Here is a 25,959-nt window from a genome sequence, read left to right as displayed (position 1 = left end):
GAAGAAGGCACGAAGGGAGCCGAACGTGAAACTCGACGTCAAAGCCATTGCGCAGACCGCGCTGGACCTGCTCGACGAAGCCGGACTGGACGGCCTCACCATGCGCAAGGTGGCGGGCGCGCTGAACGTGCAGGCGCCCGCGCTCTACTGGCACGTCAAGAACAAACGTGAACTACTCGACGCGATGGCCGAACAGGTATTCCTCGCCGCCGTCGAAGGCATCGAGGCCCCGCGCCGCGGCGAATCCTGGCAGGACTGGCTGATCGGCCTGGCGCAGCGGCTGCGGCAAGCCATGCTCCGCTATCGCGACGGCGCGAAGGTTTTCGCCGGCACCTTCGTCGGCGACGAGACCCTGTGGCGCACCATCGAATTGACGCTCCGCACACTCGAGGACGCGGGCTTCGAACCCACCGCGGCCGAGCGCGTGTTCCCCATCCTGCTGCACTACACCACCGGTTTCGTCATCGAGGAACAAGCCCGCACCGGCATCGAATACGGCGAAAGTCCTTACGACGAAGGCGCTCTCGGCCAGCTCGTCGACGCCGGCCGCTACCCCCGCACCGCCCGGCTGGTCACCGATATGGCGGCCGCCGACCCCGATGTGGAATTCGAATACGCGTTGCGGGTGATCCTGACCGGCATCGAAACCCTCGAACGGGACGCCGGTCAGCGCGCGGCCGCCCAGACGTAGTCGGGGATCAGCGGCCCGCAGCTCGCCGCCACGGCGTTGCCTGTCCCGCCCCGAGTCACGCCGAATGCCGGGGCTTCCAGCGCATACTGGAGGAGGTCATGCGGCCGTGGTCTGGATCGGACGGCCGGGCTTGCGCTCTCGTTGCAGGAGGCGGCATGTCGGTCGGGGGTTCGTCGTCGATCGCCACGGTGCCGTGGCGGTTGCCGATGCTCGGGCATTTGGTTTCGCTGCTGCGGGACCCGTTGCGGTTCCTGGCCGGGCTGGCCGCACACGGTGATCTGGTGCGGGTCGGGCTCGGGCCGGTCACCGCGGTGGCGGTCTGCGATCCGCGACTGACCGTGGAGTTGCTGCGGCGGGACCGGGTTTTCGACAAGGGTGGGCCGCTGCTCGATCGGGTGCGGGAGATGCTCGGCGACGGGCTGGTCACCTGCCCGCACGCGATGCATCGGCGGCATCGGCGCTTGATCCAGCCGGCCTTCCATCCGGCGCGCACCGCCGGGTACGCGGCAGTGATGAGCGAGTGGATCGACGAGTTCACCCGGGCCTGGGACGACGGCCGGGTCATGGACGTCAAGGAGTGCATGCACGCGCTCACCTCCGGGGTGACCGCGGCGACGCTGTTCAGTCAGACTGTGCCGGAAGCTGTTTCGCTGAGCATGCTGCGGAACGTCGATCAGGTGGTGCGGGCCATGATGCTGCGGACGGTGCTGCCGCCCGCGCTGCTGCGCTTGCCGACGCCGGGCAATCGGGCATACGAACGGGCGATCACGGAATTGCGCGGCGTGCTGGCGGAGATCATCGCGGCGCGCCGGGCCGCAGGCGTCGACCACGGAGATCTGTTGTCGGCCTTGATCGCCGCGCAGGAGGAAGGCGCCGGGTTCACCGATGCCGAGATCAGCGATCAGGTCATCACCTTCTTCGTAGCGGGGACCGAAACCACCGGCACCGCACTGACCTGGGCGCTCGAACTGCTCGACCGGCATCCCGCCGTCGCGGCGCGGGTGCGTGCCGAAGTCGATGCGACGCTGGTCGGCCGGGCGGCCCGCTATGCGGATCTGCCGCGATTGAGCCTGACCGGCCGGGTCGTCACCGAGACGCTGCGACTGCGGCCCCCGGTCTGGTTCGTCACCCGTACGGTCCGCGCGGACACCGAACTCGGCGGGCATCCGCTGGCGGCCGGTACGACGATCCTGTACAGCGCGTTCACCATTCAGCACCGGGCCGAGCTGTATGCCGAACCCGGGCGGTTCGACCCGGACCGGTGGCTCTCGGCCGGGCCGCCCGGGCGGGGGAGTTTTCTGGCCTTCGCCGACGGGGCGCGCAAATGCATCGGTGAGAACTTCGCCATGACGGAGATGACACTCGCGCTGGCGACCATCATGGCGCGCTGGGAATTTCGCCCGGCGCCCGGCAACGACACCCGGCCCGCCCGATCCGCGACGCTGCAACCCCGGCGCTTGCGCATGCGGGTCACCGCACGGGAACGGACTCCGGACCATCCGCGGGCAGCGGAGAATAGCGACCGGACTTCATGATCCAGCCGATATGCCCGCTGACCCAGTCGCAAACTCCGCGGCTGAACTCGGCGGCCGGACCGTCGTGCGAGTCCGCGAACCCGGCCGACAACTCCACCAGCGTGCGCATGCGCGCATTCCGGAATGCGAGCACCTCGTCGATGGCGCCGGCGGTGTCACGCGCACCGTGCAAGCTCGCCGCGGTGACGCCATTGATGGGAAATTCCTCGTCCGGCCCGCTTTCCCGGGCGTAGGACAGCAGATCGTTGTCCAGATCGGCGAGGTCGGCGGCGGCCTTGACCAGTTCGGCCATGGGCTGCCCGCACAGCACCGCCGGCGGCACCTCGCAGCCCAGGCTGATATCGGTCAGCATGAGGCAGGCGACATTGGCCCCGCCGAGCCGGCGCAGGTGCACGTAGCAGTCCAGCGGCGGCAGCATGCGCGCCCGGCGGCGGCCCGCTTCCCAGAGCTTGGCGAGCAGATAACGCTCGGTGTCATCGGCCCAGCGCCGCCGCTGCACCGGGGATCCCATCGCCTCGACCCGGCGGTCCAGATCGCGCAGCGCGCGCGACACCGGCAGTTCCCGGTCGCACGCCGCGCTCGGCGCTTCCAGCACGTGGATCAGATCGCCTATGACGGCGCTGAATTCGACCGGATCGCTGCCGATCCGGTTGGCGTCGCAGTACAGATCGTCGAAGGCGAACAGCCAGGTGATGAAATCCGTTGCCAGCTGTGCTCCTTCGCGTGATCCACGCGGATAGGTGTAGGAACCCAGCTCGGCGGGAGCGCCCGCCCAGAACTGCGTCTGTCGCGCCGCGGGCAGGACCTCGAACCGGTCGAGCCAGCACCTGCTGTCCGCCGCCAGGGCTTTCCGCATCGGATGCACCGAACTCGGCAAGGGGCACCACAGTTCCACTCGGTCAGTATGCGGTCGAATCCCGTCCCTGAGCGCCGAAAGAGCCGGGTGCGCGCGAGGACTGGCGGAATCCCGCCGGTAGATATACCGTACGGGGGTATCGTTCAGGCGAAGATGTGGTGCCTGAGCGGCTGTTGCGATCAGGAGGAGATGGTAATGCGTGTGCTACTCATCGGTGCGGGCGGGTATGTGGGTTCCGCTGTCGCCCAGCACCTCTCGGCCCTCGGGCACGAGATCGTGGCGCTCGAGCGTCCCGGCGCCGGGGTGAGTGCGTACGAGACTCGTACCGGCGACCTGACCGATCCGGCCTCGCTGACGGCCGCGGTCACCGCCGATATCGACGCGGTCGTCAATCTGGCTACGCCCAGTGGTGATCCGGCGGTCGACGCCGCCGCGGTGGTGGCGCTCACCGATCCGCTGCGCGGCACCGGCAAGCCGTTCGTCTACACCAGCGGCGTCTGGGTGCTCGGCGCGACCGACGGGGCCGACGAATCCTCGCCCGCCAACCCGATTCCCATCGTCGGCTACCGCCCCGACATCGAACGTCAGGTGCTCGCGCTCGCCGAGAGCGAGGTGCGCGCGGCTGTCGTCCGGCCGGGCATCGTGCACGGCCGCGGTGGCGGAATCCCGGCGCTGCTGGTCGATCTGGCGCGCAAGCACGAGGCGCCGGTGGTCGTCGCCGATCCGTCGGTGGTGTGGCCGATGGTGCATATCGACGATCTCGCGGACCTGTACGCGAAGGTCATCGACGCGGGTGCGGCCGGTTCGGTCTGGCATGCCATCAGCCAGCCTGCGGTGCCGGTCAGCGATCTGGCCGTGGCGGCGGGCGTGGCGGCCGGTGTCTCGGGTGAGACGAAGGTCTGGCCGCTGGATGAGGCCCGTGCCGAACTGGGTGCGCTGTTCGCCGATGCGCTGGCGCTCAGCCAGACCGTGACCGGCCGCGCCGGGATCGAACAGCTGGGCTGGGAGCCCGAGGGGCTCGACGTGGTGTCGGATCTGACCAGCGGTTCCTACCGCTGAGTTCCGTTCGCCGGGGACGTTCAGTCGGCTCGCACGCGTCGGGTGTCGTACGCCCACATGGCGATCTCGACGCGATTGCGGGCGCCGAGCTTGGTCATCAACGCGGCGACGTGGGATTTGACCGTGCTCAGGCCGACGAAGAGTTCGGCGGCGATCTCGGCGTTGGTCCGGCCGCGGGCCACCAGTGCGAGCACCTGCTCCTCGCGTTCGGTGAGCGGGTCGATGGGCTGGATCGGTACCACCGGCTTTTGACCGGCGAAGGTGGCCAGCAGGCGGCGGGTGACGTTGGGGGCGATCAGCGCGTCGCCGTCGGCCGCCGCGTGAATGGCCTGGACGAGGAGTTCCGGTCCGGCGTCCTTGAGCAGGAAGCCGCGGGCGCCGGCGCGGAGCGCGCCGAGGACGTATTCGTCGAGGTCGAAGGTGGTGATCACGACGACCGCGATCGGGTCCGGCACGTCCGGCCCGGCCAGGCGGCGCGTCACCTCGATGCCGTCGAGGCCGGGCATCCGGATGTCGGCGAGCAGGACATCGGGACGCAGCCGGGTCGCCAGATCGAGTGCGGCGAGCCCGTCCGCGGCCTCGCCCACGACCTCGAGGCCGGGTTGCGCGCCGAGGATCATCACCAGTCCGGTCCGGACCAGGTCCTGATCATCGGCCACGACGACACGGATGCTCATGCCGGCACCGCCGCCGGCAGGACCGCCTCGACCACCCAGCCGCCCTCCGGTCCCGGTCCCGCACAGAGCGATCCGCCGAGGAGCTGGGCGCGTTCGGCCATGCCCAGCAGCCCGAACCCGGGCGCGGGGACCGGTCCCGGCTCGGTCCGGCCGTCGTCGCTGACGCGCAGCCGCACGGCGTCACCCTCGCGGTGCACGTCGATCCCGACGCGGGTCGCGTTCCGGGCGTGCCGTACGGCGTTGGTCAGCGACTCCTGCGCGAGCCGGTAGAGCGCGGCGTCGACCGAGGGCGTCAGCCGCGTCAGCGAATCGTCCAGTGAGACTTCGACAATGAGCTTCGCGCCGGCGCGCGCCAGCCCGGGCAGGTCCGCGACGCCCGGCTGCGGTGCGTAGGCGACGGCTTCGTCCGCCCGCAGCACCCGCACCATGGCTCTCATCTCGGCCAGGGTTCGCGATGCTTCGGCCTCGATGGCGGCGAGGACCTCGGCGGCCTGCTCCGGCCGGCTGCCGGCGACCACGCGACCGGCCTGCGCCTGCACCGCGATGGCCGAGACGTGGTGGGCCACGGTGTCGTGCAGTTCGCGCGCCAGCGCCACCCGCTCCTGATTGCGGATCTCGCGCCGTTGGCGCTGCCACAGGTCCGCGCGATAGCGGAACACCGCCGCGAGGGCGACGATCAACAGCAACAGGACGGTGCCGCCGAACACGTCGGCCCGGCCCGCGGCGGAGGCGTACATTCCCAGCGCGCCGACGACCGCCACGAACGTTGCGCCCGTGACGATCTCCCGTCCCGAGCCCCACCGCACCAGCGAGTAGAGCAGGACCAGGACGGCCATCATGGCGTAGAGGTCGAGATCCCCGGTGTGCGTGGTCAACTGGAGGATCGAGAGCAGCCCGGCGACACCCCACCCGGCCAGGGCGGCCGCCAGGGGCCGGCGCCGCCGCCAGAGCAGGGCGGGAATCAGCGCCAGGGCGAGCACCGCCACTATGGGCCGCCAGGCCAAACCCGGCCTGGCGATGCTCTCGATGAGGGCCGCGGCCGCGAACACGCCGACCAGCAGCCAGTCCAGACGCCCGATGGGTGGGGCGTCAGCGGGCCGTGGCTCATGCCAGAGGGAGCGTCCGACGGTGATCACGGCTCCAGCCTAGGGATCGGCGGGCCGCGGCGTACCCGCCGAAAGTACTAGAGCGGGATCGTGCCATCGGCCGGGCGAACCCGGCCTCCGGGCCGGTGTGCCCGCCGCCGGGCTCGGCGATCGTGGACCCATCCATCCACACCAGACCGGAGCCCATGATGAGCACACCGCGACCCAGCACTTTGCATGACCAGCCGATCCCTCTGCGCGCCAAGCTCGCCGCAGCCTGGACGAGCTTCATGTTCCTCTACGCCTACGTGGACATTCTCAACTTCTTCACCCCCGGCGTCGTCCAGGACATCCTCGCCGGCAAGGTCTTCGAATTCGCTCTCTCCCAGACCTTTTCGACCACAGCCCTGGCCCTCATGGCCGTTCCGATATTCATGATCGTGCTGTCGATGACGTTGCCGGCCACAGTGAACCGCACGGCGAACCTCATCGTGGCTTCGCTCTACGTACCGGTCACGGTATTCAATATCGCGGGTGCGTCCTGGCTGTACTTCTACGGTCTCGGCATCGTCCTGGAATTGACCCTGCTCGCCCTCATCCTGCGCACCGCGTGGACCTGGCCGCACAGCGACTAGCGCCGCACCGTCAATCCCACGCGCCCAACGGGATAGCTCCCGGGGTCGGCGTGTCGGTGATGCGGACATCGGTGGCGATCCCGATCTGCCCTTGTGTCAGGGGAATTAGACATTCGAGCCGGGGATTGGCGGTCGGTGGGTAGGGGTCGTCGACACGGCCCATCTTGGATTTGAGGTACTGGAAGCCCTGGAACGACACCCCGACGCAGGTGACTTCCAGATAGAAGGTCCCCTCACCGGCGCAATGCGCGCTCGCCCCGGTCGGCCAGCGATCGATGACGCAGTCTCGCGGCTGGGCCGCCGCCGAACCGCTCCCGACCGTGACCGCCGTCGCGGCAGCAGCGAGCAGAGCAGAGGTCGCGATACTTCGAGTCATCCACATACCCGCCATTGTGGTTCGCCGGATCGGCGGGGGAGGTCAGCGACTTGAAAGAAATGCGCTCAGAAGTTGGTGAGGGGTTGGAAAAGCAAGAAGGCCCAGGCGGGAGAAAACTCTCCGGCCTGGGCCTTTAGGGGTGGCTGACGGGACTCGAACCCGCGACACCCAGGATCACAACCTGGTGCTCTACCAGCTGAACTACAGCCACCATTGCCGGTAACTTCCGGCGCGGAGAAGCTTATCGTGTACCGGCCATCAGTTCCTAATCGGCTGTTCAGATGGGGTTTCGGAGATCTATTCGGTGGGTGCGGGGCGGGTGCTGGACAGGTCCGCGGCGACGGCGGCGATTTCGGCGGTGGAGGGGCCGGGGGGTGCGACGAACGCGGTGCGGCGGTAGTACTGGAGTTCGCGGATCGACTCCTGGATGTCGGCCAGGGCGCGGTGGGCGAGGCCCTTCTCGGGCTGGCCGAAGTAGATGCGCGGGTACCAGCGGCGGGCCAGTTCCTTGATGGAGCTGACGTCGATCATGCGGTAGTGCAGGTGGGCATCGAGGGCGGGCATGTCGCGGGCGATGAAACCGCGATCGGTGGCAATGGAATTGCCGGCCAGCGGCACGGTGCGCGGGGTGGGCACGTACTGCTTGATGTAGTCCAGGATCTGCTGTTCGGCCTCGGCCATGGTGACGGTGGATCGGCGCACCTCTTCGGTGAGCCCGGAGCGGGCGTGCATTTCGGTGACCACCGGCGGCATGGCGGCCAGGGCGGCGTCGTCGGCGTGAATGACGATGTCCACGCCCTCGCCGAGGATATTGAGGTCACTGTCGGTCACGAGCGCGGCCACTTCGATCAGCTTGTCGCTGTCCAACCGTAGGCCGGTCATTTCGCAATCCATCCACACCACGTATTTGTCGCTCACCGATGAAAGGTTAGTCCCCTCGCGCTGGTCGTCCGGGGTGCCCGGCCGCGTCGAGGCCGGAATACGTGCCGACCGGGCAGTATCCTGCGAGCAACCGTGCATTACCAAGCGGTCGGCATGTTGGCCGGGCAGTTCCGAAGAGCAGTTCGCATTGAGCAGAGCAGACGGAGGACGCGCGATGACCACCCCGCAGGAGAAGGCAGCGGCGGCACGTAAGGCAGCGGAGGACGCGGCGCGGATCGCGGCGGAAGCGGCGGCGGCAGCCGAAGCGGCGGAGAAGGAAGCGGCCGATCAGGAAGCCGCGGAGAAAGCCGCCGCGGCCACGCCGGCCGATGCGGGAGCGGCGAAGAGCGGTGGCAAGAAAGCGGATTCGAGCGGTGACAAGGCCGCGACCGCCGCGCAGGAGATCGCCGCCGGCTACGCCATGGAGGGCCTGGCGCTGGAGCTCGGCACCGTGATCGTCGACGGTCAGGTGTATTCCGATGCGCGCGTGCGGATTCCGATGAAGACCATGAACCGGCACGGCCTGGTCGCGGGCGCCACCGGCACCGGCAAGACCAAGACCGTGCAGGGCATCTGCGAACAGCTGTCGGCGGCGGGCGTGCCGGTGGTGGTGGCCGATATCAAGGGCGACCTGTCCGGCCTGTCGCAACCCGGCCAGTCCAATGACAAGATCCTCACGCGCGCACAGGAGACCGGCGACGCCGACTGGAAGCCGCAGGGCTACCCGTGCGAGTTCGTCTCCCTCGGCACCGAGGGCATCGGGGTGCCGATCCGCGCCACCATCACCTCGTTCGGCCCGATCCTGCTGTCGAAGGTGCTGGGCCTCAACGAAACCCAGGAATCCACTCTCGGCCTGATCTTCCACTGGTCGGATCAGAACGGGTTCCCGCTGCTCGACCTCAAGGACCTGCGCGCGGTCATCCAATTCCTCACCAGCCCCGAGGGCAAGGAGGACCTGAAGGGCATCGGCGGCGTCTCCGCGCAGACCGCCGGCGTCATCCTGCGCGCCCTGGTCAATCTGGAAGCCGACGGCGGCGACACCTTCTTCGGCGAACCGGAACTCGACCCCGCCGACCTGATGCGCACCATCGGCGGCCAGGGCGTCATCACCCTGTTCGAACTCGGCGCCCAGGCGTCCCGGCCCCAGATGTTCTCCACCTTCCTGATGTGGGTGCTCGCGGACCTGTTCCAGACCCTCCCCGAAATCGGCGATATGGAGAAACCCAAGCTGGTCTTCATCTTCGACGAAGCCCACCTGCTGTTCACCGGCGCGTCGAAGGCCTTCCTGCAACAGGTCGAGCAAACCGTCAAACTCATCCGCTCCAAGGGCGTCGGCGTCTTCTTCTGCACCCAGCTCCCCACCGACATCCCCAATGCCGTGCTCTCCCAGCTGGGCGCACGAGTCCAGCACGCCCTCCGCGCCTTCACCCCCGAAGATCAAGCGGCCCTGTCCAAAACGGTCCGCACCTACCCCAAGACCGCCACCTACGACCTCGAAAAGGCCCTGACCTCCCTGGGTATCGGCGAAGCCATCGTGACGGTCCTCTCGGAAAAGGGCGCCCCCACCCCCGTCGCCTGGGCCCGCATGCAACCCCCGCGCTCCCTCATGGACACCATCGGCGACGCCGGCATCCGTTCGCGTGCACAGCAATCCACCCTCTACGCCAAATACGGTCAAACCATCGACCGCGACTCGGCCTACGAAATCATGGCCGAGAAAATCGAGAAAGCCGCCCGCGAAGCCGAGGAAGCCCCCGCCCCCACCCGCTCCTCCCGCTCCTCCAGGCCCGCCCCCGAACCGGAATCCCTGGCCGAAAAGGTCGTCAACAACGCCGCGTTCAAGAACTTCCTCCGCTCGGCCGCCACCGTCGCCGGCCGCGAGATCGGCCGCAGCATCTTCGGCACCCGGAAACGGTAAGCCGCCCCCCTTCCGGAGTGGAACCTGTTACAGTTCCGGTCCGGAAGGGGAGGTTCCGATGCTGGGGAATTACGAATACGTCCATCGCGCAACATTTTTCATACGACTCGCCCGCGTATTCTTCGCGGTCGCAGCGCTAGTGGCCGCGACACATATGATGGCGGCGCCCGCGTCGGCGACCCCGAATACCGCAGATTCGTTCTACACCCCGCCGGCGGACTACGAAGCGAGCGAGCCGGGCACGATCCTGCGGATCAGGTCCATCCAGGCCAGTTTCACCCAGTTGATCCCGATGAACGTCGATGCCTGGCAACTGCTCTACCGCACCACGGGCGGTGACGGCCGGCCCTACGCGGCCGTCACGACCGTACTGAAATCAGCTGCCATGGAACGGCCGTCGGCGATCCTGTCCTTCCAGAACATGATCGACGCGCTGGCGCCGCACTGCCAGCCCTCGCAGGCCCTGCAGCAGGGTCTGGTGCCGTGGTTCGATCCCTCGGCAACAGGACCGATCAAGCTCACCACCATGGCCAACGACACTCCGATGGTCGCCGCTGCCCTGGCTCGCGGCTGGGCCGTGTCGGTGCCCGATTTCGGTGGCGTCGACAACAATGTCTTCACCACCCGTCAACTGGGATACGCGGTGCTGGACGGCATCCGGGCCACCGAGCACTTCGAATCGGCGGGCCTTTCGGGATCCGATACCCGGGCCCTGTTGTGGGGATACTCGGGCGGCGCGATCGCCAGTGCCTGGGCGGCGCAGGAACATTCGCGGTACGCGCCCGAACTGAACATCACCGGTGCGGCCCTGGGCGCTCCGGTCGGTGATGTGCGCGCGACCTTCGAAGCGCTCGGCGGCGCGTTCGTGCCGATCGTGCTGGCGGGCATGATGCAGGATTCCGCCGAGGTCGCCACGGCATTGAACCGGTACCTGACGCCCTACGGTCAGCAGCGGATCGCGGCGTCCATCGGCAACTGTCCCCCGCAGAACATGGCGTCGAGCGCCGACTTCGATATGAGCCGGTTCTTCAACGCCCCGCTGGACGAAGTGCTTTCGGATCCCGTGATCGGCGCCGCCATCGACGAGCGCACCGTCGGCGGCGTCGCACCCGACGCACCCTTGTACGTCTACAACGCGATGAACGACGAGGACAGCGCCATCGGTTCGGTCGATGCCCTGGTCGCCGGCTACTGCGAGCGCGGCACGCCGGTCGTCTATCGCCGGGAGTCGGCTCCGCTGCCGTTGTCCGGACATGCCCTCGAATGGTTCCTGGGGGCGCCGGGGGCGCTGGCGTGGCTGCAACAACAGGCGGAGGGCGCGCGGACGCGAAGCGGTTGCGATATCCGGACCGTGCCCGCGACCGTGCTCGAGCCCGAGGCGCTCGAAGCACTCGCCTCGGGCATCGTCACCGGATCGGTGCGGGCGCTCCTGGGCTTCTGACCGGTCAGCGGCCGATATCGCGCCGCAGCAGATCGTCGATGGTTTCGCGGCGGACCAGTTCTCGGGTGTGGCCGCTGCGGACCGCGACGATGGGTGGGCGGCCGATGCCGTTGTAGGTGGAGGCGAGGCTGTGGTGGTAGGCGCCGGTGCAGGGGACGGCGAGGACTTCGCCGGGGCGGAGGTCTACCGGGAGGCGGACGTCGGTGGCGAGGATATCGCCTGCCTCGCAGTGTCTTCCGGCGATGGTGGCGGTCATGTGCGGGCCCTCGGGGTGGCGGTTGGCGACGACGGCGTCGTAGCGGGCGCCGTAGAGGGCGACGCGGGGGTTGTCGCTCATGCCGCCGTCCACGGTGACGTAGGTGTGGCCGTCGGGGACGTGTTTGACCGACAGGACGCGGTAGAGGGTGATGCCGGCGCGGGCCACGATGGCGCGGCCGGGCTCCAGGGAGATGGCGGGCCGAGGGAAACGGAAGCGGGCGCAGGCGGCGTCGAGGGCGTCCTCGACAATGTCGGCCAGTTCGTACAGGTTCATTTCGGCGTCGCCGGGGCGGTAGGCGACCGCGTGGCCGCCGCCCAGGTCCAGATGGGTGAGCGTGATGCCGAATTCGTCACGGATGCGGGCCATTTCGCCGATCATGCGCCGGACCGCCTCCCCGTAGGGGAAGGTGTCGTAGATCTGCGAGCCGATATGGCAGTGCAGTCCGGTGAACTCCAGATTCGATTGCCGCGCAATACGTTCGATGGCTTCGTCGGCTGCGCCGCTCTCCAGCGGGAAGCCGAACTTCTGATCCGCCACCCCGGTCCGCACCGCCGGATGCCCGTGCACATCGATATCGGGCGTCATCCGCAACAGCACCTGCTGCGGTTTGGTGGCCAGCGCCGACAGCAGCGTGATCTCGGTCAGTGAATCGACCACGATCCGCCCCACCCCGCAGTCGATGGCCGTCTCCAGCTCCGCGAACGGTTTCCCGTTGCCGTGCAGGACGATTCGCTTCGGATCGGTCCACGCCGACAGCGCCACGGCCAGTTCCCCCGCCGAGCAGACGTCGAGCGAGAGCCCTTCCTCGGTGACCCATTCCGCGACCGCGCGGGTGAGCAGCGCCTTGCCCGCGTAGATGATCTCGGCTTCCGGGAACCGCTTGCGGTAGGCCCGGCACCGCGACCGCACCTCGTCCTCGTCGAGCACATAGGTGGGCGTGCCGTACTGATCGGCGATATCGGCCAGCGCGACCCCGCCGACGGTAATGCGCCCGTCGCCGTCGTAATGGGTTTCGCGCGGCCAGACGGCCGGATCGAGACGGGGAACCATGCCCCCCGAACGCAACGACGGGAAAATGTCGAGCAGCGTCACTAGGTCTCCTGTTGGCGTCCCCGCTATTCCGTATGCGGGGCCGCCTTCAGGACTACGCCGATTTCATTACCGCAGGTGCACCCGCTACACGCCCTTGACGCGCGGCCGGGCAATCTTGACGGCTTCTTGACCTAGCTCTCGCCGAGCTTCTTGTACATGGCCCCGGCCACCGGCGAGGTGAGCGAGCGCGGCCCGAACTGCCCGACCAGGCTCATGCCCTTGGAGATCAGGCCCGGCACCACGCGCATCTTGTTGCGGGCCAGCGCATCGATGGTGATCTTGGCGGTGTGCGCGGCGGTGACCCAGATGAATTCCGGGATCTTGTTGCCGACTTCTTCCTGATCCGGATTGTCGGTGCGCACCGGGCCGGGAGCGAGCAGCGTCACATTGATGCCGCTGTTCTTCACCTCACCGCGCAGCGATTCGGAGAAGGAATTGGTGAACGCCTTGGAAGCCGCGTAGGTGGCGTTGTTCGGAATCGGCATATTGCCCGCCGCCGAACCGGTGATGAGAATGCCGCCCGCCCGCCGCTTCAGCATGCCCGGCAGTACCGCCAGGGACAGATCGTGGACGGCCACGGCATTGAGTTCCATGATGTCGCGCTCGTAATCGAGATCCAGCTTGGCGAGCGGCCCGAAGGTGGCGACACCGGCGTTATTGCACAGAATCGCGATATCGCGGTCGGCGAGTTCCTTGGCCAGCGGGGCGCGCTGTTCCCGATTCGACAGATCGACCGCGCGGACTTCGGCGGTGATGCCGTATTTCGCGCTCAGCTTCTCGGCGAGCTGGTTCAGCAGATCTTCGCGGCGGGCCACCAGGATCAGCGAATAGCCGCGCGAGGCGAGTTCTTCGGCGAGGGCGGTTCCGATGCCGGAGGAGGATCCGGTGACGACGGCCCGGTTGTCGGCGGTAGGTGCAGGCAAGCTCACGAGTGCCGAGCCTAATCGAATCGCCGGAACCCGCCGGGTTTCCCCCGGAGAGTTCCGGCGCGACGTGCGTCAGCCCGCGTTGACGGTGCACTCCGAGGCGACGACCGCGGTCTCGCTCTTCGGCCCGACACCGAGGTTGCCCAGCACCGGGTTGGGGTCCGGTCCGGTGGCGGCCAGCGCTTTGCGTTCGGCTTCGGCGCGGGTGGGGCCCACCGCCGAGGCATAGCTGCTGCCGCGACTGGCGATGGCGGCGCAGCCGTTCACGAATTGCACCTTGATCAGGCAGCTGAAGTGCCCGCACCGCTGGATCGCGGCCTGGTCGGCGCTGGCCTGATCGCTTGCGTCCGTGACGATTCCGATCACCGGATCGCCCCGGTGGAAGGAGACGGCCATGGCGCCGTAGACGTCGCCGTCCGCGTGCGCCGTGGCCGGGAGCACGAGCGTGCCGGCTGCCGCCAGCACGCCGAGCACGGTTTTCCCGCGCCGGGACATGACCGGCGTCAGCCCGCGTTGCGGGTGCACTCGGAGCTGACGACGCGAGCCGAGCTGGCCTGCGAGCTGCCGAGGCTGACCATCAGCGGGTTCGGGTCGGTGCCGGTGGCGGCGAGGGTCTTGCGGGAGGCTTCGGCGCGGGTGGGGCCGGATTGCGCCCAGAAGCCCGCGTTGCGGCCGCCGGTGGTGCGCGACGCCACGGCCACGCAGCCGTTCGCCCAGGTGGTGTGGACGATGCAGTCGCCGGTTTCGCAGCCGCTCAACGCGGCGGCCTCGGCCGACTCCTGGGAGTCGTAGTTGACCGCGACGATGGTGTGCAGCTGGTTGCCGACGTATTCGTAGGCCAGCGAGCCCCATTCGTTGCCGTCGGCGTCGGCGGCCTGCGAGGTGCCGGTGGCGCCGAGCACGAGTGCGGTGGCGGTGGCGGCGATGACGCCCAGGGCGCGTGACCGATTGAGTGACAGATTCAAGAGGGGTCCTCCCCCGAGGAAGATGAAGAAGTAAAGACTTCAAGATCTTTACAGGGAGGTCCGACAAATAAGCAAACCGAGAGCCGCCGAACGAGATTCGCGCACAAAATCTTCACAAGATCCGGCGGATTTCCCCTAGTGGGGCTTCGGCTCCATGAATGCAATCCCCCAATTCACGTGGCCCCGCCAGACACTGGCGATACGACCGCCCTGCACCGCCGGTTTCGGATCCCCGATGGGTCCGCCCGCCGCGCGCACAGCGGCCACTGTCGCGTCCAGATCCGGGGTGAGGAATGCCGCGCCCACGAGTGCCGCCGAACGGCCGGAACTCACCACTTCGATGAATGGTTCGCCGACGCGGTAGAAAGCCATTTCCGGGCCTTCGGGCCCGCGCGGGAAGAAACGGCGGCGCGGTGGAATTCCGAGCACGGCGTTCAGTTCGGCGACCGCGGAATCCAATTCCGGCACCCAGTAGACGACGTGATCGACGATGGTGACGCCATTGGGATGCGCTACCGGCGAACCGGCCGCGCCGCCGTCGAGATACGGCACGCCGAGTTCCCCGGTGGCGGTATGGGTTTCGTCGAAGCCCCAGCCGGCCGCGCCCACCGTGCAGTCCACCTGCCCGATCCGCACGTGACCGCCGGTGACAGTGAAACCCAGTGCCGCCCAAGCCTGCTCGTCTCCGGGCAGGCCCAGGCGGGTGAGGTTCGGCATTACAGGCCCGCCGCCAGCCGGGTGCCCTGGTTGATGGCGCGCTTGGCGTCCAGTTCGGCGGCCAGGTCCGCGCCGCCGATCAGATGGAACTTGACGCCCGCCGCGGTCAGCGGCGCTTCCAGATCGCGCACGGATTCCTGTCCGGCGCACAGGATCACATTGTCGCATTCGATGACGGTGGGCCGCTGGCGCTTCTCGCCGAAGCTGATGTGCAGGCCGCGATCGTCGATGCGCTCGTAGTTGACGCCACCGATCTGTTCGACGCCCTTGGCCTTCACCGCGGCCCGGTGCACCCAGCCGGAGGTCTTGCCCAGGTCCTTGCCGAACGAGGACGACTTGCGCTGCAGCAGTACGACTTCGCGGGCGGCGGGGGAGGGCTTGGGCTTGGTCAGGAAGCCGCGCGCGTTCGGATCGTCCGAGACGCCCCACTCTTCCTTCCACTCGTCGAGCTTGAGGCTGGGATGCCCTTCGACGGTGAGGAATTCGCTGACGTCGAAGCCGATGCCGCCCGCGCCGATGACCGCGACCTTCTTGCCGACCGGCTTGCCGTCGCGCACCAGTTCGGCGTAGGTGAGCACCTTAGGGTGATCGACGCCGGGGATGTTCGGGATGCGCGGCTTCACGCCGGTGGCCAGGATGACCTCGTCGTAGCCGCCCGCGATGAGCTGCTCGGCCGTCGCCCGGGTATTGAGATGCACGCGCACGCCGGTGATCTCGAGCTTGCGGGTGAAGTAGCGGACGGTCTCGCTGAACTCTTCCTTGCCCGGGATGCGGCGGGCGATGTCGAACTGCCCGCCGATCTTGTCGTCGGCCTCGAACAGGTCCACCGAATGCCCGCGCTCGGCCAGCGACACCGCCGCCGACAGCCCGGCCGGGCCCGCGCCGACCACCGCGAACTTGCGGGTGCGGCGGGTCGGCAGCAGCTTGAGCTCGGTCTCGTGGCCCGCACGCGGATTCAGCAGGCAGGAAACGGTTTTGGCCTGGAAGGCGTGATCGAGGCAGGCCTGGTTGCAGGCGATGCAGGTATTGATCTCGTCATTGCGCGCCTCCTGGGCCTTGCGCGCCCATTCCGGATCGGCCAGCAGCGGACGGGCCAGGGAGATCAGTTCGGCGTCGCCGCGGGTGAGGATCTCCTCGGCGGTCTCCGGCATATTGATGCGGTTGGAGGCGCACACCGGAATGCTCACCACGTCCCTGACCTTCGCGGTCCATTCCACGAACGCCGCGCGCGGCACCGAGGTCACGATGGTCGGGACGCGCGCCTCGTGCCAGCCGATATCGGTATTGATGATGGTGGCCCCGGCGGCCTCCACATCCTTGGCGACGGCTTCGATCTCGTCCCAGGTCTGGCCGTTCTCCACGAAATCGGCCATGGACAAACGGAATACGATGATGAAGTCCGGGCCGACCGCCTTGCGCACCCGGCGCACGATCTCCCCGGCGATGCGGCGGCGGTTCTCGGATGAGCCGCCCCACTTGTCCTTGCGCTTATTGGTGCGCGGCGCGAGGAACTGGTTGATGAAATAGCCTTCACCGCCCATGATCTCGACACCGTCGTACCCGGCGAACTTGGCCAGGTAGGCGCAGCGCGCGTAGTCGTCGATGGTGGCCTCGACGCCCTTGCTCGACAGCGCGCGCGGCTTGAACGGGTTGATCGGCGCCTTGATGGCCGAGGCCGAAACACTGGTCGGCATATAGGAATAACGGCCCGCGTGCAGGATCTGCAGCGCGATCTTGCCGCCCTCGGCGTGCACCGCCTTGGTGATGGCGCGATGCCGGTACGCCTCGGTCTTGTTGGTCAGCTTGGCGCCGAACGGCAGCAGCCAGCCGGTGCGGTTGGGGGCGTAACCACCGGTGATGATCAGGCCCACACCGCCTTTGGCGCGCTCGGCGAAATAGGCGGCCAGCCGGTTGATATGCCAGGCGCGGTCTTCCAGGCCGGTGTGCATGGAACCCATGACCACGCGATTGCGCAGGGTGGTGAATCCCAGATCCAGGGGTTCGAACAGATGCGGGTACGCGCTCATCGCTGAGTGCCTTTCGGGTCGGACGCCTGCGACCGGGCTGAGTCGCGTGCCAGGGCGTCGAGTACTTCCTCACACCAGTCCACGACACCCTCCTGTACGCGGATGCCTCCGCGCAGCACGAGGTACTGGTGCAGCTTCTTGCCGGTGAGCTGATCCGGCGCGGGGTAGTCCTTCTTCTCGAAGGCGCGGTAGAGGTCCAGGCGCACGGCGTGCTCGTCGCGGTGACGGCGCACTTCGGCTTCCATGGCGGCCATATCGCCCAGCGAGGCGGCGCGCAGTTTGACGCCGAGCTCATTGCGCATGGGTTCGATATCGGCGGGTTCGGCGATCCAGCGGACGAGTTCGTCACGGCCGGCGTCGGAGACGGTGTAGACCTTCTTGTCCGGGCGGCCCTCCTGGGCGATGGCCTCGGCGATCACCCAGCCCTGCTCGTCCATGCGCTTGAGCACACGATAGATCTGCTGGTGGGTGGCGTTCCAGAAGAAGCCGATGGATTTGTCGAACCGGCGGGCCAGGTCGTAGCCCGAGCTGGCGCGTTCGGTCAGCGATACCAGCAGCGCATGTTCGAGGGCCATGACGTGAGGGTACGTGAGACGCCGCGTACTATGCAACTGGGTGCATAGACGGATCCTACCGCGCCGCCTTGGCTGCGAGTCCCGCTGCGACCAGCACCGTCACCCCTTCGGCGATCGCGGTGACGCTCACCGCGTGCGCCGCCGACAGCGCCGTCGCACCGGCCAGGCTCAGGAACACCGACCCGAAGGTCGCGATGCCGACCACGATGCCCAACTGCACGCTGGTCACCAGGATGCCGCTGGCATCGGCGGCCAGCTGCGGCGGAATGCGACCGGTGGTGCGGGCCATGAGCGGGCTGAACGACAACCCGAAACCGATGCCCATGAGGCCGAACACGGTCAGCTCCAGCACGCCCATCCCGCCGCCGTCACGCAGCAGCAGGCCCATGACGACCATGGTCGAGGCGGCCAGCACCAGGCCGAGCGGAATCATGACGGCGTGGAAGCGGGCCGGGATGCGCGACCAATTCAGGCTGGCGACAGCGAAAGTCGCGCCATTGGGAAGGAACAGCAGTCCCGCGTGCAGGGCGCTGTAACCGAGCGTGCCCTGCAGGTGGATGGCCATGACGAACAGCCAGCCGCCGAAAGTGCACATGACGATCAGCAGGGTGAGGGCGGTGAGCACCAGGCCGGGAGTCCGCAGTACCCGGTCGGCGAACAGCGGTTCGCCACCGCGCCGGTGCACGTGACGTTCCACCAGTGCGAAACCGGCGAATCCCAGTGCGGCGCAACCCAGCGCGACCCAGCTCCACACCGGCCAATCCTGTTCGTGGCCGAGAACGAGCGGCACTACCAGCAGCAGTACGGCCGGAGTGAGTACGGCCAGTCCCGCCAGATCGAGTTTGCGATCGGTGCGCGCCGTCAGGGCGGGCAGGATTCCGGGTGCGATGGCGAGCAGCGCCAGCCCGATCGGCACGTTCACCAGAAACACTCCGCGCCAGGTACTTCCGGCGATATCGGCATTGACGATGAGCCCGCCCGCGATCTGCCCCGCGACCATGCCGCCGGAGATGACCGCCGCGTACGCCGAAAGTGCCCGGGCCCGAGTGGTTCCCGTGAACGTGCGCTGGATCAGCGTCATGACCTGCGGCACCATCGCCGCCGATCCGACGCCCTGGAGGAACCGGAATACGATGAGCGAGTCGGTATTCCACGCCATCCCGCAGGCCAGCGACGCCGCCGTGAACACGGCCAGTCCGGTGAGGAACATATTCCGCTGACCGAACCGGTCACCCAGCCGTGCACCGGTGACCAGCAGCACCGCGTAGGCGATGACATAGCCGGACACGATGAGTTGCAGCGCGGAACCGCTGGCGTGCAACGAGGTACGAATCGAGGGAATGGCGACATTGACGATGGAGGCGTCCAGCACGGCCACGAACTGGCCCAGCAGGATCACCGCGAGAACGGCCAGCGGCTTGCGCGTGCCGGCCGGGCCGGCGGCCGGCGCCGCTACCGGAGGCGTTCGGGTAAGGCTCGAAGTCATGTCCATGAGCCTGCGGTCCCGTCCATCCTGGTAACAGGAGTCCGCTTATACGGGTACCGGCAGCACCTGGATACTGTCGGTGCTTGCGGCGACTATGGGAAACGTGGACGTAGCGAACGGAAATGCGGCCGGCTCCCGGACTCGTTCGGCGGGTAAGGCCCGCCGCGAGGAACTTTCGGCGTTCCTCAAGTCGAGGCGTGCGCGGATCACCCCGCAGGATGTGGGCCTGCCGGTGGGTTCGCGTCGCCGCACGCCCGGTCTGCGCCGGGAGGAGGTCGCGCAGCTGGCCGGTGTCGGCGTGACCTGGTACACCTGGCTCGAGCAGGGGCGCGATATCAACGCGAGTATTCAGGTCCTGGATGCCATTTCCCGCACGCTCTGCCTGGACGGCGTCGAAAAGGCGCACCTGTATCGCCTGGCGGATGTCCCCACGGTTCCCACACCACAGCACGAGGATCCCATCTCCGAGGAGATCCAGGTGATCCTCGACCACCTGAATCCGCTCCCCGCGGCTCTCCTCAGCGCCCGGTACGACGTGCTCGCTCACAACTCCGCGTACGAGGCGCTGTGCCCCGCTTTCACGCGCGGTGACAGGAACGTCCTGCGCAAGGTCTTCCTGAGCCCGGAATGCTGCAACCCCTACCCGTCCACCGGACCCGAGCACCAGGCCCGGATGGTCGCCTACCTGCGAGCGGCCTACGTCCGGCACCTGCAGGACCCCGCCTGGACCACCTTCGTGGACGATCTGTGCGCGCAGAGCACGCTTTTCGCCACCATGTGGGCCCGCAATGACGTGGCCCTTCCCATCGGCCGCTCGCGCACCATCCGCAATCTCGCCATCGGCGACCTCGAAATGATCATGACCAGCATGTCCCTCCCCTCCATCGCCGGTGCGTGGGTCCAGATCTGGCAACCCGTCGACGCGGCCGGCTGGACCTGTCTGCACGGCCTGCTGGCCATGACCCCCGAGGAACGCGAAATCCCGTGGCGCGAACACCTGGAACGCGACCACGGGTACGTCGCCGGCTGACGGCGATCATTCGGCGTACGGCTGATCCTCACCCTGCGCGCTGTAACCGACACTCCACACGTAGCCGTCCGGGTCGGCGAACGTGCCGCCGTACCCGCCCCACGGCAGGGCGCCCGCCGGCTTCAGCACGGTGGCCCCGGCCTTCTCGGCCTCCGCGAGGATCGCGTCCACCCGCGCCTCGCTACGCACCACGTAGGTCAGCACCAGCCCACTGAACCCGCTACCTTCCGGATCCGTTCCCACCTGCCCGGCCAGCCCCTCACGCCCGTAGAACCCCACCGGCGAAGCCCCGTCGGACTCGAAGAACACCGAGATCCCGTAATCACTCGCGATCGTCCAACCGAGCCCCTCGGTGTAGAACTCCTTGGCCCGATCCATATCCCGGACGCCGAGAAGAATAGAGCTGACGTGCGCCTTCATGACTTACTCCCTATGAGTTCGGTAGTGCGGTTCGTGTCGAATCCCTCGCTCATAAACCTAGATTCGCGCCGCCGAGCCGACATCCGTGCCGACCACGGAACCCACCACTGAGCAATGGACCAGTGGGAGTACGGAATCGCCTACCGGGTGCTGCTTTCCGCCGCACCCGATACATCGGGGAGCTGATCGCTGACGAGCGCGGTCGCCGTCATGGCGGCCACCAGATCGGCCAGTTCCCTTGTGCGGGCCGGGTTTTCGTCCAGCACGACCAACCAGGCGTACAACGGGCCCAGGAGTAGCGCCTGCACCAGTGCCGGTTCCGGGCGGTGAGAGAGTTCGCCACGGGCGATCGCGCGGTCGAGCACCGTCGCGATGATGGCGCGCTCGACGGGCAGGAAAGCGCCGGCGAAGCGGGCGGTCAGCGCGGGGTCGGCGCGGATGTCGGCGAGCAGTCCGGTCAGGGTGGCCGCGCTCGCCGTCACCTGCGCGGCGATCTGCTCGGTCAGGGCGCCGAGATCGCCGCGCAGGGTGCCGGTGTCGGCGGGTGGTTGCTCCCGCAGGTCGTGCAGCAGCACCGAGAAGATCATTTCTTGTTTGGTGGCGTAGCGGCGGTAGATGGCCGCCTTGCTCACTCCCGCCTGCAATGCGACCGCGTCGACGGTCAGGCTCGCATAGCCGCGCTCCGCGATGAGCACGCGCACGGCCGTGGCGATCGAGGTGTCGACCCGGGACTGCCGGGGGCGGCCGCCCGCTTGTTTCGCCTTGGTCATGGTGGCATGATACGAAACCATCAGTTTCGATACCAATCGTCTCGTAACTGGATTCGAGGACAGGGGGAGTGATGTCAGGCCAGCTGGACCAGGGCGCAGCCGATGCTCAGCGCCGCGAGGCCGCCCAGTCGCTCGGCCGTCACCGGTTTGGCCGGGAGCTGGAACCATCCCTTGTGATCGATGGCCGCCGAGGCGATCTGCTGACCGGTCACCGTGAGCGCGATGGTGGTGGCGGCGCCGATCTGCGGGATCACCGAAAAGGTCACCGTCACATAGGTTGCCGCCGCGGCCCCGCCCAGCCAGCCCCACCAGGGGACGGTGGTCAGCGCGCCGAACCGGGGCGGCGGGGTCCGGCGGGCGGTCACCAGGACGAGCAGCGCGATCGCGATGGTCGCGGTGGCCACGAGGAACGACCAGAGTCCGGTGGCGAACGGATCGCCGAGTGCGCGGCGTAGCTCGGCATTGGTCGCGCCCTGCACCGGAAGCACCGCCCCCGCGACCAGTCCCAGTGCGACCCAGCCGATTCGGGCCGCCACGGTGGCGTGCGCCTGCGCTCCGGTGAGCTGGCTGCGGATCACCACCGCGATACCCGCCAGCACCGCCGCGCCGCCGAGCAGCATGCCCGGGCCGAGCGGGCGCTGTTCGACGCCCAGCAGCCCGCCCACATCGAGTGCGATGGAAGCGAACATCTGCCCGGTCACGAACAGGCCGACCGAGGCCAGCGCGCCCATCCGCGGAAACAGCACGATGGCGCTGGTGATGTAGACCGGAGAAGCGATGCCGCCCAACAGCTGCCACCAGGCGACCTCGTCGATGCCGCCCAGCGCGGCCCAGCTGCCCGCCGCGCTGACCACGAGCGCCAGCAACCCGGCCGAGACCGCGAGCTGCACGGTGGCCGCACCGTACGGCGTGCCCACCGCCCTGCCCAATTGCAGATTCACCGAAGCCTGCACCGCCAGCAGGCCGCCCACCGCGAGCGCGGCGGCGAGGAACACGAACGTCAAAGGATTCTCCCGAAGCTGTTGCCGATAAACCACATTCAGCTTGGCCGCGGGCATCCACGCTGATCAACGCCAGTTTCCGGAACCGACCATGACTCTCAGATCATCAATGTGGAGGCCCCCGTGGAGATGCGGGACATCGAGATCTTCCTGACGCTTGCCCAGGAACTGCATTTCGGCCGCACCGCCCAGCGGCTGCACATCAGTCAATCCCGCGTCAGTCACGCGATCCGAACCCAGGAGCGCCGCATCGGCGCACCCCTGTTCCTCCGATCCAGTCGCACGGTGCGGCTCACCCCGCTCGGCGAACAACTGGCCACCGAACTCCGAGCCGGCAGCCGCCTCATCGAATCAGCCCTGACGCGTGCGCAATCCGCGGCGCAGGGCCTGGAACACACGCTCACGCTGGGCATCATGGGCGCCCTCGGACACGTCGTCGAGCCGACCCTGACCGCGTTCACCGATGCCTTCCCCCGAGTGAATCTGGTGCTCCGCGAAGCCCACTTCTCCGACCCGTTCGCCCTGTTGCGCACCGGCGACGCCGACGTCCAGCTGCTCTGGCTCCCGATTCGCGAGCCCGAATTCACCATAGGCTCAACACTTCTGGTGGAACCGATGCGCCTGGCGGTATCGACTGCCAGCCTTCTGTCCACCCGCGACGCGGTCACGCTGGAAGACCTGGCTGACCAAACCCTCTGCGACATAGGCACTGTCGCCCCCCGCTACTGGTCCGACGAGCTGATTCCTCCACTCACCCCCTCCGGCCGCCTCATCCCGCGCGGCCCCCGCGTCCACACCTTCCAGGAAATGCTCGCCGCAATAGCCGCCGACCGCGCCGTAGCCCTGGTTCAGGAACACTGCGTCCACTACTACGCCCGCCCCGGCATCACCTACATCCCGATGCCCGACGGCCCCCGCTGCGCCTGGACGCTGATCTGGCGCACCCACACCGAAACCGCCCTGATCCGCACCTTCGACGCCTTCGCGGCACGCCGTTCGTGAACCCTATCCGGCGCTCGGCGACCGCTGGGCCGCATATTCGCGCAGGTCTGCCAAATAGCCCGGGGCGTAGAGGGAACGGGGTGCGAAGAGGGCCACCATGATCGAGCGCCAGTTCTGGTCGTTGTCCAAGGCGGCTTTGACGATGTTGTGGGATGCGTCGGGGTAGCGGTGGATCGTCAATTGCTGGGGCGGGATCGCGCTGCGGTAGACGCGGTCGGTTTCGTCGACGTCGACGTTCAGGTCGTTGTCGCCGAGGGCGAGCAGGATCGGGATCTTGATTCGGGGGAGGAATTCGGTGGCGTCGGCGCGGTAGTTCTTGCGGACGAAGTTCCAGCGGTCGGGTGACATCGGGTCGGGGTCGGCGGCGGTGGCGAGGTAGCGGTCGTAGGAGGCGTCGGCGAGCAAGGGTCGCAGTCTGGTGGCACGGCGCTGCAGTGCTTCGTTGATTTCGGATTCGGGTGCGCGGCGGTGGCGGAGTTCGGCGATCAGGTTGTATTCGCCTTGGCGGAGCCAGTTCACGGCTGGGCCGACGAGGATCAGGAATTGCAGGTCGGAGCGGTGGGCGGCGACCTCCGGTGCTACCCAGCCGGCCTGGCTGATACCCCACAGGCCGATTCGATGCGGGTCGATGTCGGTGCGGGTGCGGGCCCAGTCGATGGCCGCTTCGGTTTCGGCGGCGCGGTCGTGCATGGATTGGTCGAGCCAATTGCCCGGTGCGCCATCGACTCCCGGTTTGTTCCAGGAGAGGGAGGCGTAACCGGCCGCGGCGAAGGATTCCCAGATCGGTTCGTAGAAACCGTCTCGGGTGGCGTTGGCGGGGCCGTCGCCGTGGATGAAGACGACCAAGCCGAAGGGGGCCGCGCCGGTTTCGGGGCGGGCGAGGGTGGCCTGTAGGGGCTGGGCCGCGGTCGGGATGGTCACGCGCTCTTGGCGGATGGCGAAATCGTTGGCGTGCACGATCCGGCCGCCGATGCCGACGACCAGTGCGATCACGCAGCCGGCGGCGATCAGGGTGCGGCGCAACCACTTGCGTGGCGCGGGTGGCGTCGGAGAGATGGCAGGCGGCATAAAGTGATCATATCAAATACGATCGTTGTGGATCTGATAGATATTGCGCCGCGGATTACCATCGCAACTGTGGGATTGCAGTTCGAAACGCGCGGGTCGCAATCACCGTGGATCGATTCGGTGTGGACCTGCCGGAGTGACGGCGTCGCGGAGATGACCTCGGTGGCGACCGAGACGGTCGGGTTGGTGTTCTGGGTGCAGGAGGGGGAGGCGTTCGCGGCGGTCACGGGGCCCGAAAGCCGGTGCAGCACCGCGCCGGTGCCCGAGGGGGCGGAATTCGTGGGGATGCAGTTCGCGGTGGGCACCTCGCTGCGCGCGGTGGCGGCGCCGTCGCTGGTGGACAGCGGGATCCTGCTGCCGGATGTGACCGAGCGGAAGTTCTGGCTGGCGGGGAGCCGGTGGGAGACGCCGCACGCCGATGACGCCGAAGCGCTGGTGGAGCGGTTGGTGCGGGACGGGGTGCTGGAACGGGATCCGCTGGTGGCGCAGGTGCTGCGCGGGTCTCAGCCGGCCGCGGCCGAACGCACGGTGGAGCGGCGGTTCCGCAGCGCGACGGGATTGACCCAGGGCGCGGTGCGGCAGATCGAGCGGGCCCGGACCGCGGCCCTGCTGCTGACGGCGGGGGAACTGCCGGGCGATGTCATCGAAAAGCTCGGGTACTACGACGAACCGCATCTCGCCCGGGCGCTGCGGCGGTACGTGGGGCGTACCGCACGGCAGCTGCGGGCGGGGAACGGCGGGGAGCTGTCACTGGATTTCGGTCAGCGCACCACGTCGTAGATCAGCTTGGTGACGCCGTTGGAGTAGCTCTCGGACTCGCGCAGGCGCAGCTGCTGCTTATCGCGGTCGGCCCGGCTGAACAGGCTCTTGCCCGCGCCCAGCAGTACCGGGAAGACGAGCAGGTTGTAGCGGTCGATGAGATCGGCGTCGGAGAGATTGCGGGCCAGTTCGGCGCTGCCGTGAATGAAGATCGCCCCGCCGTCGGTCGCCTTGAGCGCGGCGACGTCGTCGATGGACCGCAGGATGGTGGTCTCGCCCCAGCCCTCGGTCAGCTCTTCCTCTTTCAGGCTCGAGGACAGCACGTACTTGGGCAGGTCCTTGTACGCGATGTGGTCCTCGGAGTCCTTCCAGAACGGCGCGAACGCCTCGTAGCTGCGCCGCCCGAACAGCAGTGCGGTGTGGTCGGCGAGCTCTTCGCCCTTGAGCGAGTACGCCTCCGGGACGAACTCGGTCTGCATGACCCAGCCGCCGCTGCGGTGTCCTTCGACCTCGCCGCCGGGCGAGTCCACGACGCCGTCGAGGGACATGAAGCCGGTGTAGACCAATTCGCGTGCCACGGTTTTCCTCCTGAGATCGTGGGCGGTGACCCGGTGTTCCGGCCGCCCGTGCTGTTGATCGAAAGCTTATGAGGGCGCAAAGCCGCCGTC

27 protein-coding genes and 1 tRNA gene are annotated in these 25,959 nt (G+C 67.9%); 9 read left to right on the top strand and 19 right to left on the bottom strand.

Annotation, left to right across the window (positions count from 1 at the left end):
- Positions 1-25 precede the first annotated feature (25 nt).
- Together NY1_RS18905 and NY1_RS18900 are read left to right on the top strand one after the other, a co-directional pair.
- On the top strand, positions 26-691 hold the full coding sequence (locus tag NY1_RS18905; RefSeq protein WP_067714826.1) for a TetR/AcrR family transcriptional regulator C-terminal domain-containing protein: 666 nt from the start codon (positions 26-28) through the stop codon (positions 689-691).
- Between the two features lie 155 nt (positions 692-846).
- The gene (locus tag NY1_RS18900; RefSeq protein ID WP_067714823.1) at positions 847-2,226 is read left to right on the top strand and encodes a cytochrome P450; all 1,380 of its coding nucleotides are present in this window, start codon (positions 847-849) and stop codon (positions 2,224-2,226) included.
- Here the strand turns inward: NY1_RS18900 and NY1_RS18895 are convergent.
- Positions 2,162-3,082, bottom strand: coding sequence for a terpene synthase family protein (locus NY1_RS18895; protein ID WP_067714820.1), 921 nt, complete (start codon positions 3,080-3,082; stop codon positions 2,162-2,164). The two genes, NY1_RS18900 and NY1_RS18895, sit on opposite strands and share 65 nt — an antisense overlap.
- A 195-nt stretch (positions 3,083-3,277) precedes the next feature.
- Between NY1_RS18895 and NY1_RS18890 the strand changes: the two genes are divergently transcribed.
- Positions 3,278-4,141, top strand: a complete 864-nt coding sequence (locus NY1_RS18890) for an NAD-dependent epimerase/dehydratase family protein (RefSeq protein WP_067714817.1) — start codon at positions 3,278-3,280, stop codon at positions 4,139-4,141.
- Between the two features lie 20 nt (positions 4,142-4,161).
- On the opposite strand, the gene NY1_RS18885 is transcribed toward NY1_RS18890, so the two are convergent.
- Together NY1_RS18885 and NY1_RS18880 are read right to left on the bottom strand one after the other, a co-directional pair.
- Entirely contained in the window at positions 4,162-4,818 is a 657-nt protein-coding gene (locus tag NY1_RS18885; protein WP_067714815.1) for a response regulator, read from the bottom strand.
- Entirely contained in the window at positions 4,815-5,954 is a 1,140-nt protein-coding gene (locus NY1_RS18880) for a sensor histidine kinase (protein ID WP_067714812.1), read from the bottom strand. Before NY1_RS18880 ends, NY1_RS18885 begins: the two co-directional genes overlap by 4 nt.
- 158 nt (positions 5,955-6,112) lie before the next feature.
- On the opposite strand from NY1_RS18880, the gene NY1_RS18875 reads away from it, so the two are divergent.
- A complete protein-coding gene (locus NY1_RS18875) occupies positions 6,113-6,538 on the top strand; it encodes a DUF6326 family protein (protein WP_067715571.1) in 426 nt (141 codons plus the stop codon).
- 10 nt (positions 6,539-6,548) lie between these two features.
- On the opposite strand, the gene NY1_RS18870 is transcribed toward NY1_RS18875, so the two are convergent.
- The 3 genes from NY1_RS18870 to orn form a co-directional block, all read right to left on the bottom strand.
- On the bottom strand, positions 6,549-6,914 hold the full coding sequence (locus NY1_RS18870) for a hypothetical protein (RefSeq protein WP_157762329.1): 366 nt from the start codon (positions 6,912-6,914) through the stop codon (positions 6,549-6,551).
- 138 nt (positions 6,915-7,052) lie between these two features.
- Positions 7,053-7,125 (bottom strand) — tRNA-His (locus NY1_RS18865).
- Between the two features lie 86 nt (positions 7,126-7,211).
- Complete coding sequence (orn, locus tag NY1_RS18860; RefSeq protein WP_067714806.1) at positions 7,212-7,832, bottom strand: oligoribonuclease; 621 nt, start codon at positions 7,830-7,832, stop codon at positions 7,212-7,214.
- A gap of 178 nt (positions 7,833-8,010) precedes the next feature.
- Here orn and NY1_RS18855 point away from each other — a divergent pair, with 178 nt between their 5' ends.
- Both NY1_RS18855 and NY1_RS18850 read left to right on the top strand, forming a co-directional pair.
- On the top strand, positions 8,011-9,753 hold the full coding sequence (locus NY1_RS18855) for a helicase HerA-like domain-containing protein (RefSeq protein ID WP_067714804.1): 1,743 nt from the start codon (positions 8,011-8,013) through the stop codon (positions 9,751-9,753).
- Between the two features lie 139 nt (positions 9,754-9,892).
- Entirely contained in the window at positions 9,893-11,194 is a 1,302-nt protein-coding gene (locus NY1_RS18850) for a lipase family protein (protein ID WP_233434384.1), read from the top strand.
- A gap of 4 nt (positions 11,195-11,198) precedes the next feature.
- Here NY1_RS18850 and lysA read toward each other — a convergent pair whose 3' ends face one another.
- The 8 genes from lysA to NY1_RS18810 all read right to left on the bottom strand — a co-directional run bounded on the left by lysA (position 11,199) and on the right by NY1_RS18810 (position 19,241).
- The gene (gene lysA, locus NY1_RS18845; protein WP_067714801.1) at positions 11,199-12,545 is read right to left on the bottom strand and encodes a diaminopimelate decarboxylase; all 1,347 of its coding nucleotides are present in this window, start codon (positions 12,543-12,545) and stop codon (positions 11,199-11,201) included.
- 131 nt (positions 12,546-12,676) lie between these two features.
- A complete protein-coding gene (cmrA, locus tag NY1_RS18840) occupies positions 12,677-13,474 on the bottom strand; it encodes a mycolate reductase (protein ID WP_067714798.1) in 798 nt (265 codons plus the stop codon).
- Positions 13,475-13,543: 69 nt separating this feature from the next.
- Entirely contained in the window at positions 13,544-13,966 is a 423-nt protein-coding gene (locus tag NY1_RS18835) for a DUF4189 domain-containing protein (RefSeq protein ID WP_067715566.1), read from the bottom strand.
- Positions 13,967-13,974: 8 nt separating this feature from the next.
- Positions 13,975-14,436: a DUF4189 domain-containing protein gene (locus NY1_RS18830; RefSeq protein ID WP_067714795.1), complete on the bottom strand. Its 462-nt coding sequence runs from the start codon at positions 14,434-14,436 to the stop codon at positions 13,975-13,977.
- Between the two features lie 135 nt (positions 14,437-14,571).
- Entirely contained in the window at positions 14,572-15,153 is a 582-nt protein-coding gene (locus NY1_RS18825; protein ID WP_067714793.1) for a VOC family protein, read from the bottom strand.
- Positions 15,153-17,180 carry an NADPH-dependent 2,4-dienoyl-CoA reductase gene (locus NY1_RS18820; protein ID WP_067714790.1) on the bottom strand — a complete coding sequence of 676 codons (2,028 nt, stop codon included), beginning with the start codon at positions 17,178-17,180 and terminating at the stop codon, positions 15,153-15,155. Before NY1_RS18820 ends, NY1_RS18825 begins: the two co-directional genes overlap by 1 nt.
- Complete coding sequence (locus NY1_RS18815) at positions 17,177-17,755, bottom strand: PadR family transcriptional regulator (protein WP_067714787.1); 579 nt, start codon at positions 17,753-17,755, stop codon at positions 17,177-17,179. Before NY1_RS18815 ends, NY1_RS18820 begins: the two co-directional genes overlap by 4 nt.
- Positions 17,756-17,810: 55 nt before the next feature.
- Positions 17,811-19,241 carry an MFS transporter gene (locus tag NY1_RS18810; RefSeq protein ID WP_084535141.1) on the bottom strand — a complete coding sequence of 477 codons (1,431 nt, stop codon included), beginning with the start codon at positions 19,239-19,241 and terminating at the stop codon, positions 17,811-17,813.
- A 103-nt stretch (positions 19,242-19,344) separates the two neighbouring features.
- Between NY1_RS18810 and NY1_RS18805 the strand changes: the two genes are divergently transcribed.
- Positions 19,345-20,271, top strand: coding sequence for a helix-turn-helix transcriptional regulator (locus tag NY1_RS18805; protein ID WP_233434383.1), 927 nt, complete (start codon positions 19,345-19,347; stop codon positions 20,269-20,271).
- Between the two features lie 6 nt (positions 20,272-20,277).
- Here the strand turns inward: NY1_RS18805 and NY1_RS18800 are convergent, their stop codons facing one another.
- From NY1_RS18800 to NY1_RS18790, 3 genes are all read right to left on the bottom strand, one after another.
- Positions 20,278-20,691, bottom strand: a complete 414-nt coding sequence (locus tag NY1_RS18800) for a VOC family protein (RefSeq protein WP_067714778.1) — start codon at positions 20,689-20,691, stop codon at positions 20,278-20,280.
- A 140-nt stretch (positions 20,692-20,831) separates the two neighbouring features.
- Positions 20,832-21,461, bottom strand: coding sequence for a TetR/AcrR family transcriptional regulator (locus NY1_RS18795; protein WP_067715563.1), 630 nt, complete (start codon positions 21,459-21,461; stop codon positions 20,832-20,834).
- A 74-nt stretch (positions 21,462-21,535) separates the two neighbouring features.
- Positions 21,536-22,456, bottom strand: coding sequence for a DMT family transporter (locus tag NY1_RS18790; RefSeq protein WP_233434401.1), 921 nt, complete (start codon positions 22,454-22,456; stop codon positions 21,536-21,538).
- A 135-nt stretch (positions 22,457-22,591) separates the two neighbouring features.
- On the opposite strand from NY1_RS18790, the gene NY1_RS18785 reads away from it, so the two are divergent.
- On the top strand, positions 22,592-23,464 hold the full coding sequence (locus NY1_RS18785) for a LysR family transcriptional regulator (RefSeq protein WP_233434400.1): 873 nt from the start codon (positions 22,592-22,594) through the stop codon (positions 23,462-23,464).
- Positions 23,465-23,467: 3 nt separating this feature from the next.
- Here NY1_RS18785 and NY1_RS18780 read toward each other — a convergent pair whose 3' ends face one another.
- A complete protein-coding gene (locus tag NY1_RS18780) occupies positions 23,468-24,532 on the bottom strand; it encodes an alpha/beta hydrolase family protein (protein ID WP_067714775.1) in 1,065 nt (354 codons plus the stop codon).
- 69 nt (positions 24,533-24,601) lie between these two features.
- Here NY1_RS18780 and NY1_RS18775 point away from each other — a divergent pair, with 69 nt between their 5' ends.
- The gene (locus tag NY1_RS18775) at positions 24,602-25,312 is read left to right on the top strand and encodes a helix-turn-helix domain-containing protein (RefSeq protein ID WP_067714772.1); all 711 of its coding nucleotides are present in this window, start codon (positions 24,602-24,604) and stop codon (positions 25,310-25,312) included.
- Here the strand turns inward: NY1_RS18775 and NY1_RS18770 are convergent.
- Positions 25,294-25,869, bottom strand: coding sequence for a dihydrofolate reductase family protein (locus tag NY1_RS18770; RefSeq protein ID WP_067714769.1), 576 nt, complete (start codon positions 25,867-25,869; stop codon positions 25,294-25,296). The genes NY1_RS18775 and NY1_RS18770 overlap by 19 nt on opposite strands.
- Positions 25,870-25,959: the final 90 nt, after the last annotated feature.

It is taken from the genome of Nocardia yamanashiensis NBRC 100130 (assembly GCF_001613325.1).
GTDB lineage: Bacteria > Actinomycetota > Actinomycetes > Mycobacteriales > Mycobacteriaceae > Nocardia > Nocardia yamanashiensis.
Note: the sequence above shows the minus strand (reverse complement) of the source record. Positions and strands in the feature narration are given on the sequence as shown.

What these genes read in the sequence shown, in the direction of transcription:
- NY1_RS18900 (WP_067714823.1), top strand. Translation starts at nt 847, where the DNA reads ATGTCGGTCGGGGGTTCGTCGTCGATCGCCACGGTGCCGTGGCGGTTG.
- NY1_RS18895 (WP_067714820.1), bottom strand. Translation starts at nt 3,082, where the DNA reads ATGCGGAAAGCCCTGGCGGCGGACAGCAGGTGCTGGCTCGACCGGTTC.
- NY1_RS18890 (WP_067714817.1), top strand. Translation starts at nt 3,278, where the DNA reads ATGCGTGTGCTACTCATCGGTGCGGGCGGGTATGTGGGTTCCGCTGTC.
- NY1_RS18885 (WP_067714815.1), bottom strand. Translation starts at nt 4,818, where the DNA reads ATGAGCATCCGTGTCGTCGTGGCCGATGATCAGGACCTGGTCCGGACC.
- NY1_RS18875 (WP_067715571.1), top strand. Translation starts at nt 6,113, where the DNA reads ATGAGCACACCGCGACCCAGCACTTTGCATGACCAGCCGATCCCTCTG.
- NY1_RS18870 (WP_157762329.1), bottom strand. Translation starts at nt 6,914, where the DNA reads ATGACTCGAAGTATCGCGACCTCTGCTCTGCTCGCTGCTGCCGCGACG.
- NY1_RS18855 (WP_067714804.1), top strand. Translation starts at nt 8,011, where the DNA reads ATGACCACCCCGCAGGAGAAGGCAGCGGCGGCACGTAAGGCAGCGGAG.
- NY1_RS18835 (WP_067715566.1), bottom strand. Translation starts at nt 13,966, where the DNA reads ATGTCCCGGCGCGGGAAAACCGTGCTCGGCGTGCTGGCGGCAGCCGGC.
- NY1_RS18825 (WP_067714793.1), bottom strand. Translation starts at nt 15,153, where the DNA reads ATGCCGAACCTCACCCGCCTGGGCCTGCCCGGAGACGAGCAGGCTTGG.
- NY1_RS18820 (WP_067714790.1), bottom strand. Translation starts at nt 17,180, where the DNA reads ATGAGCGCGTACCCGCATCTGTTCGAACCCCTGGATCTGGGATTCACC.
- NY1_RS18815 (WP_067714787.1), bottom strand. Translation starts at nt 17,755, where the DNA reads ATGGCCCTCGAACATGCGCTGCTGGTATCGCTGACCGAACGCGCCAGC.
- NY1_RS18810 (WP_084535141.1), bottom strand. Translation starts at nt 19,241, where the DNA reads ATGACTTCGAGCCTTACCCGAACGCCTCCGGTAGCGGCGCCGGCCGCC.
- NY1_RS18800 (WP_067714778.1), bottom strand. Translation starts at nt 20,691, where the DNA reads ATGAAGGCGCACGTCAGCTCTATTCTTCTCGGCGTCCGGGATATGGAT.
- NY1_RS18795 (WP_067715563.1), bottom strand. Translation starts at nt 21,461, where the DNA reads ATGACCAAGGCGAAACAAGCGGGCGGCCGCCCCCGGCAGTCCCGGGTC.
- NY1_RS18785 (WP_233434400.1), top strand. Translation starts at nt 22,592, where the DNA reads ATGCGGGACATCGAGATCTTCCTGACGCTTGCCCAGGAACTGCATTTC.
- NY1_RS18780 (WP_067714775.1), bottom strand. Translation starts at nt 24,532, where the DNA reads ATGCCGCCTGCCATCTCTCCGACGCCACCCGCGCCACGCAAGTGGTTG.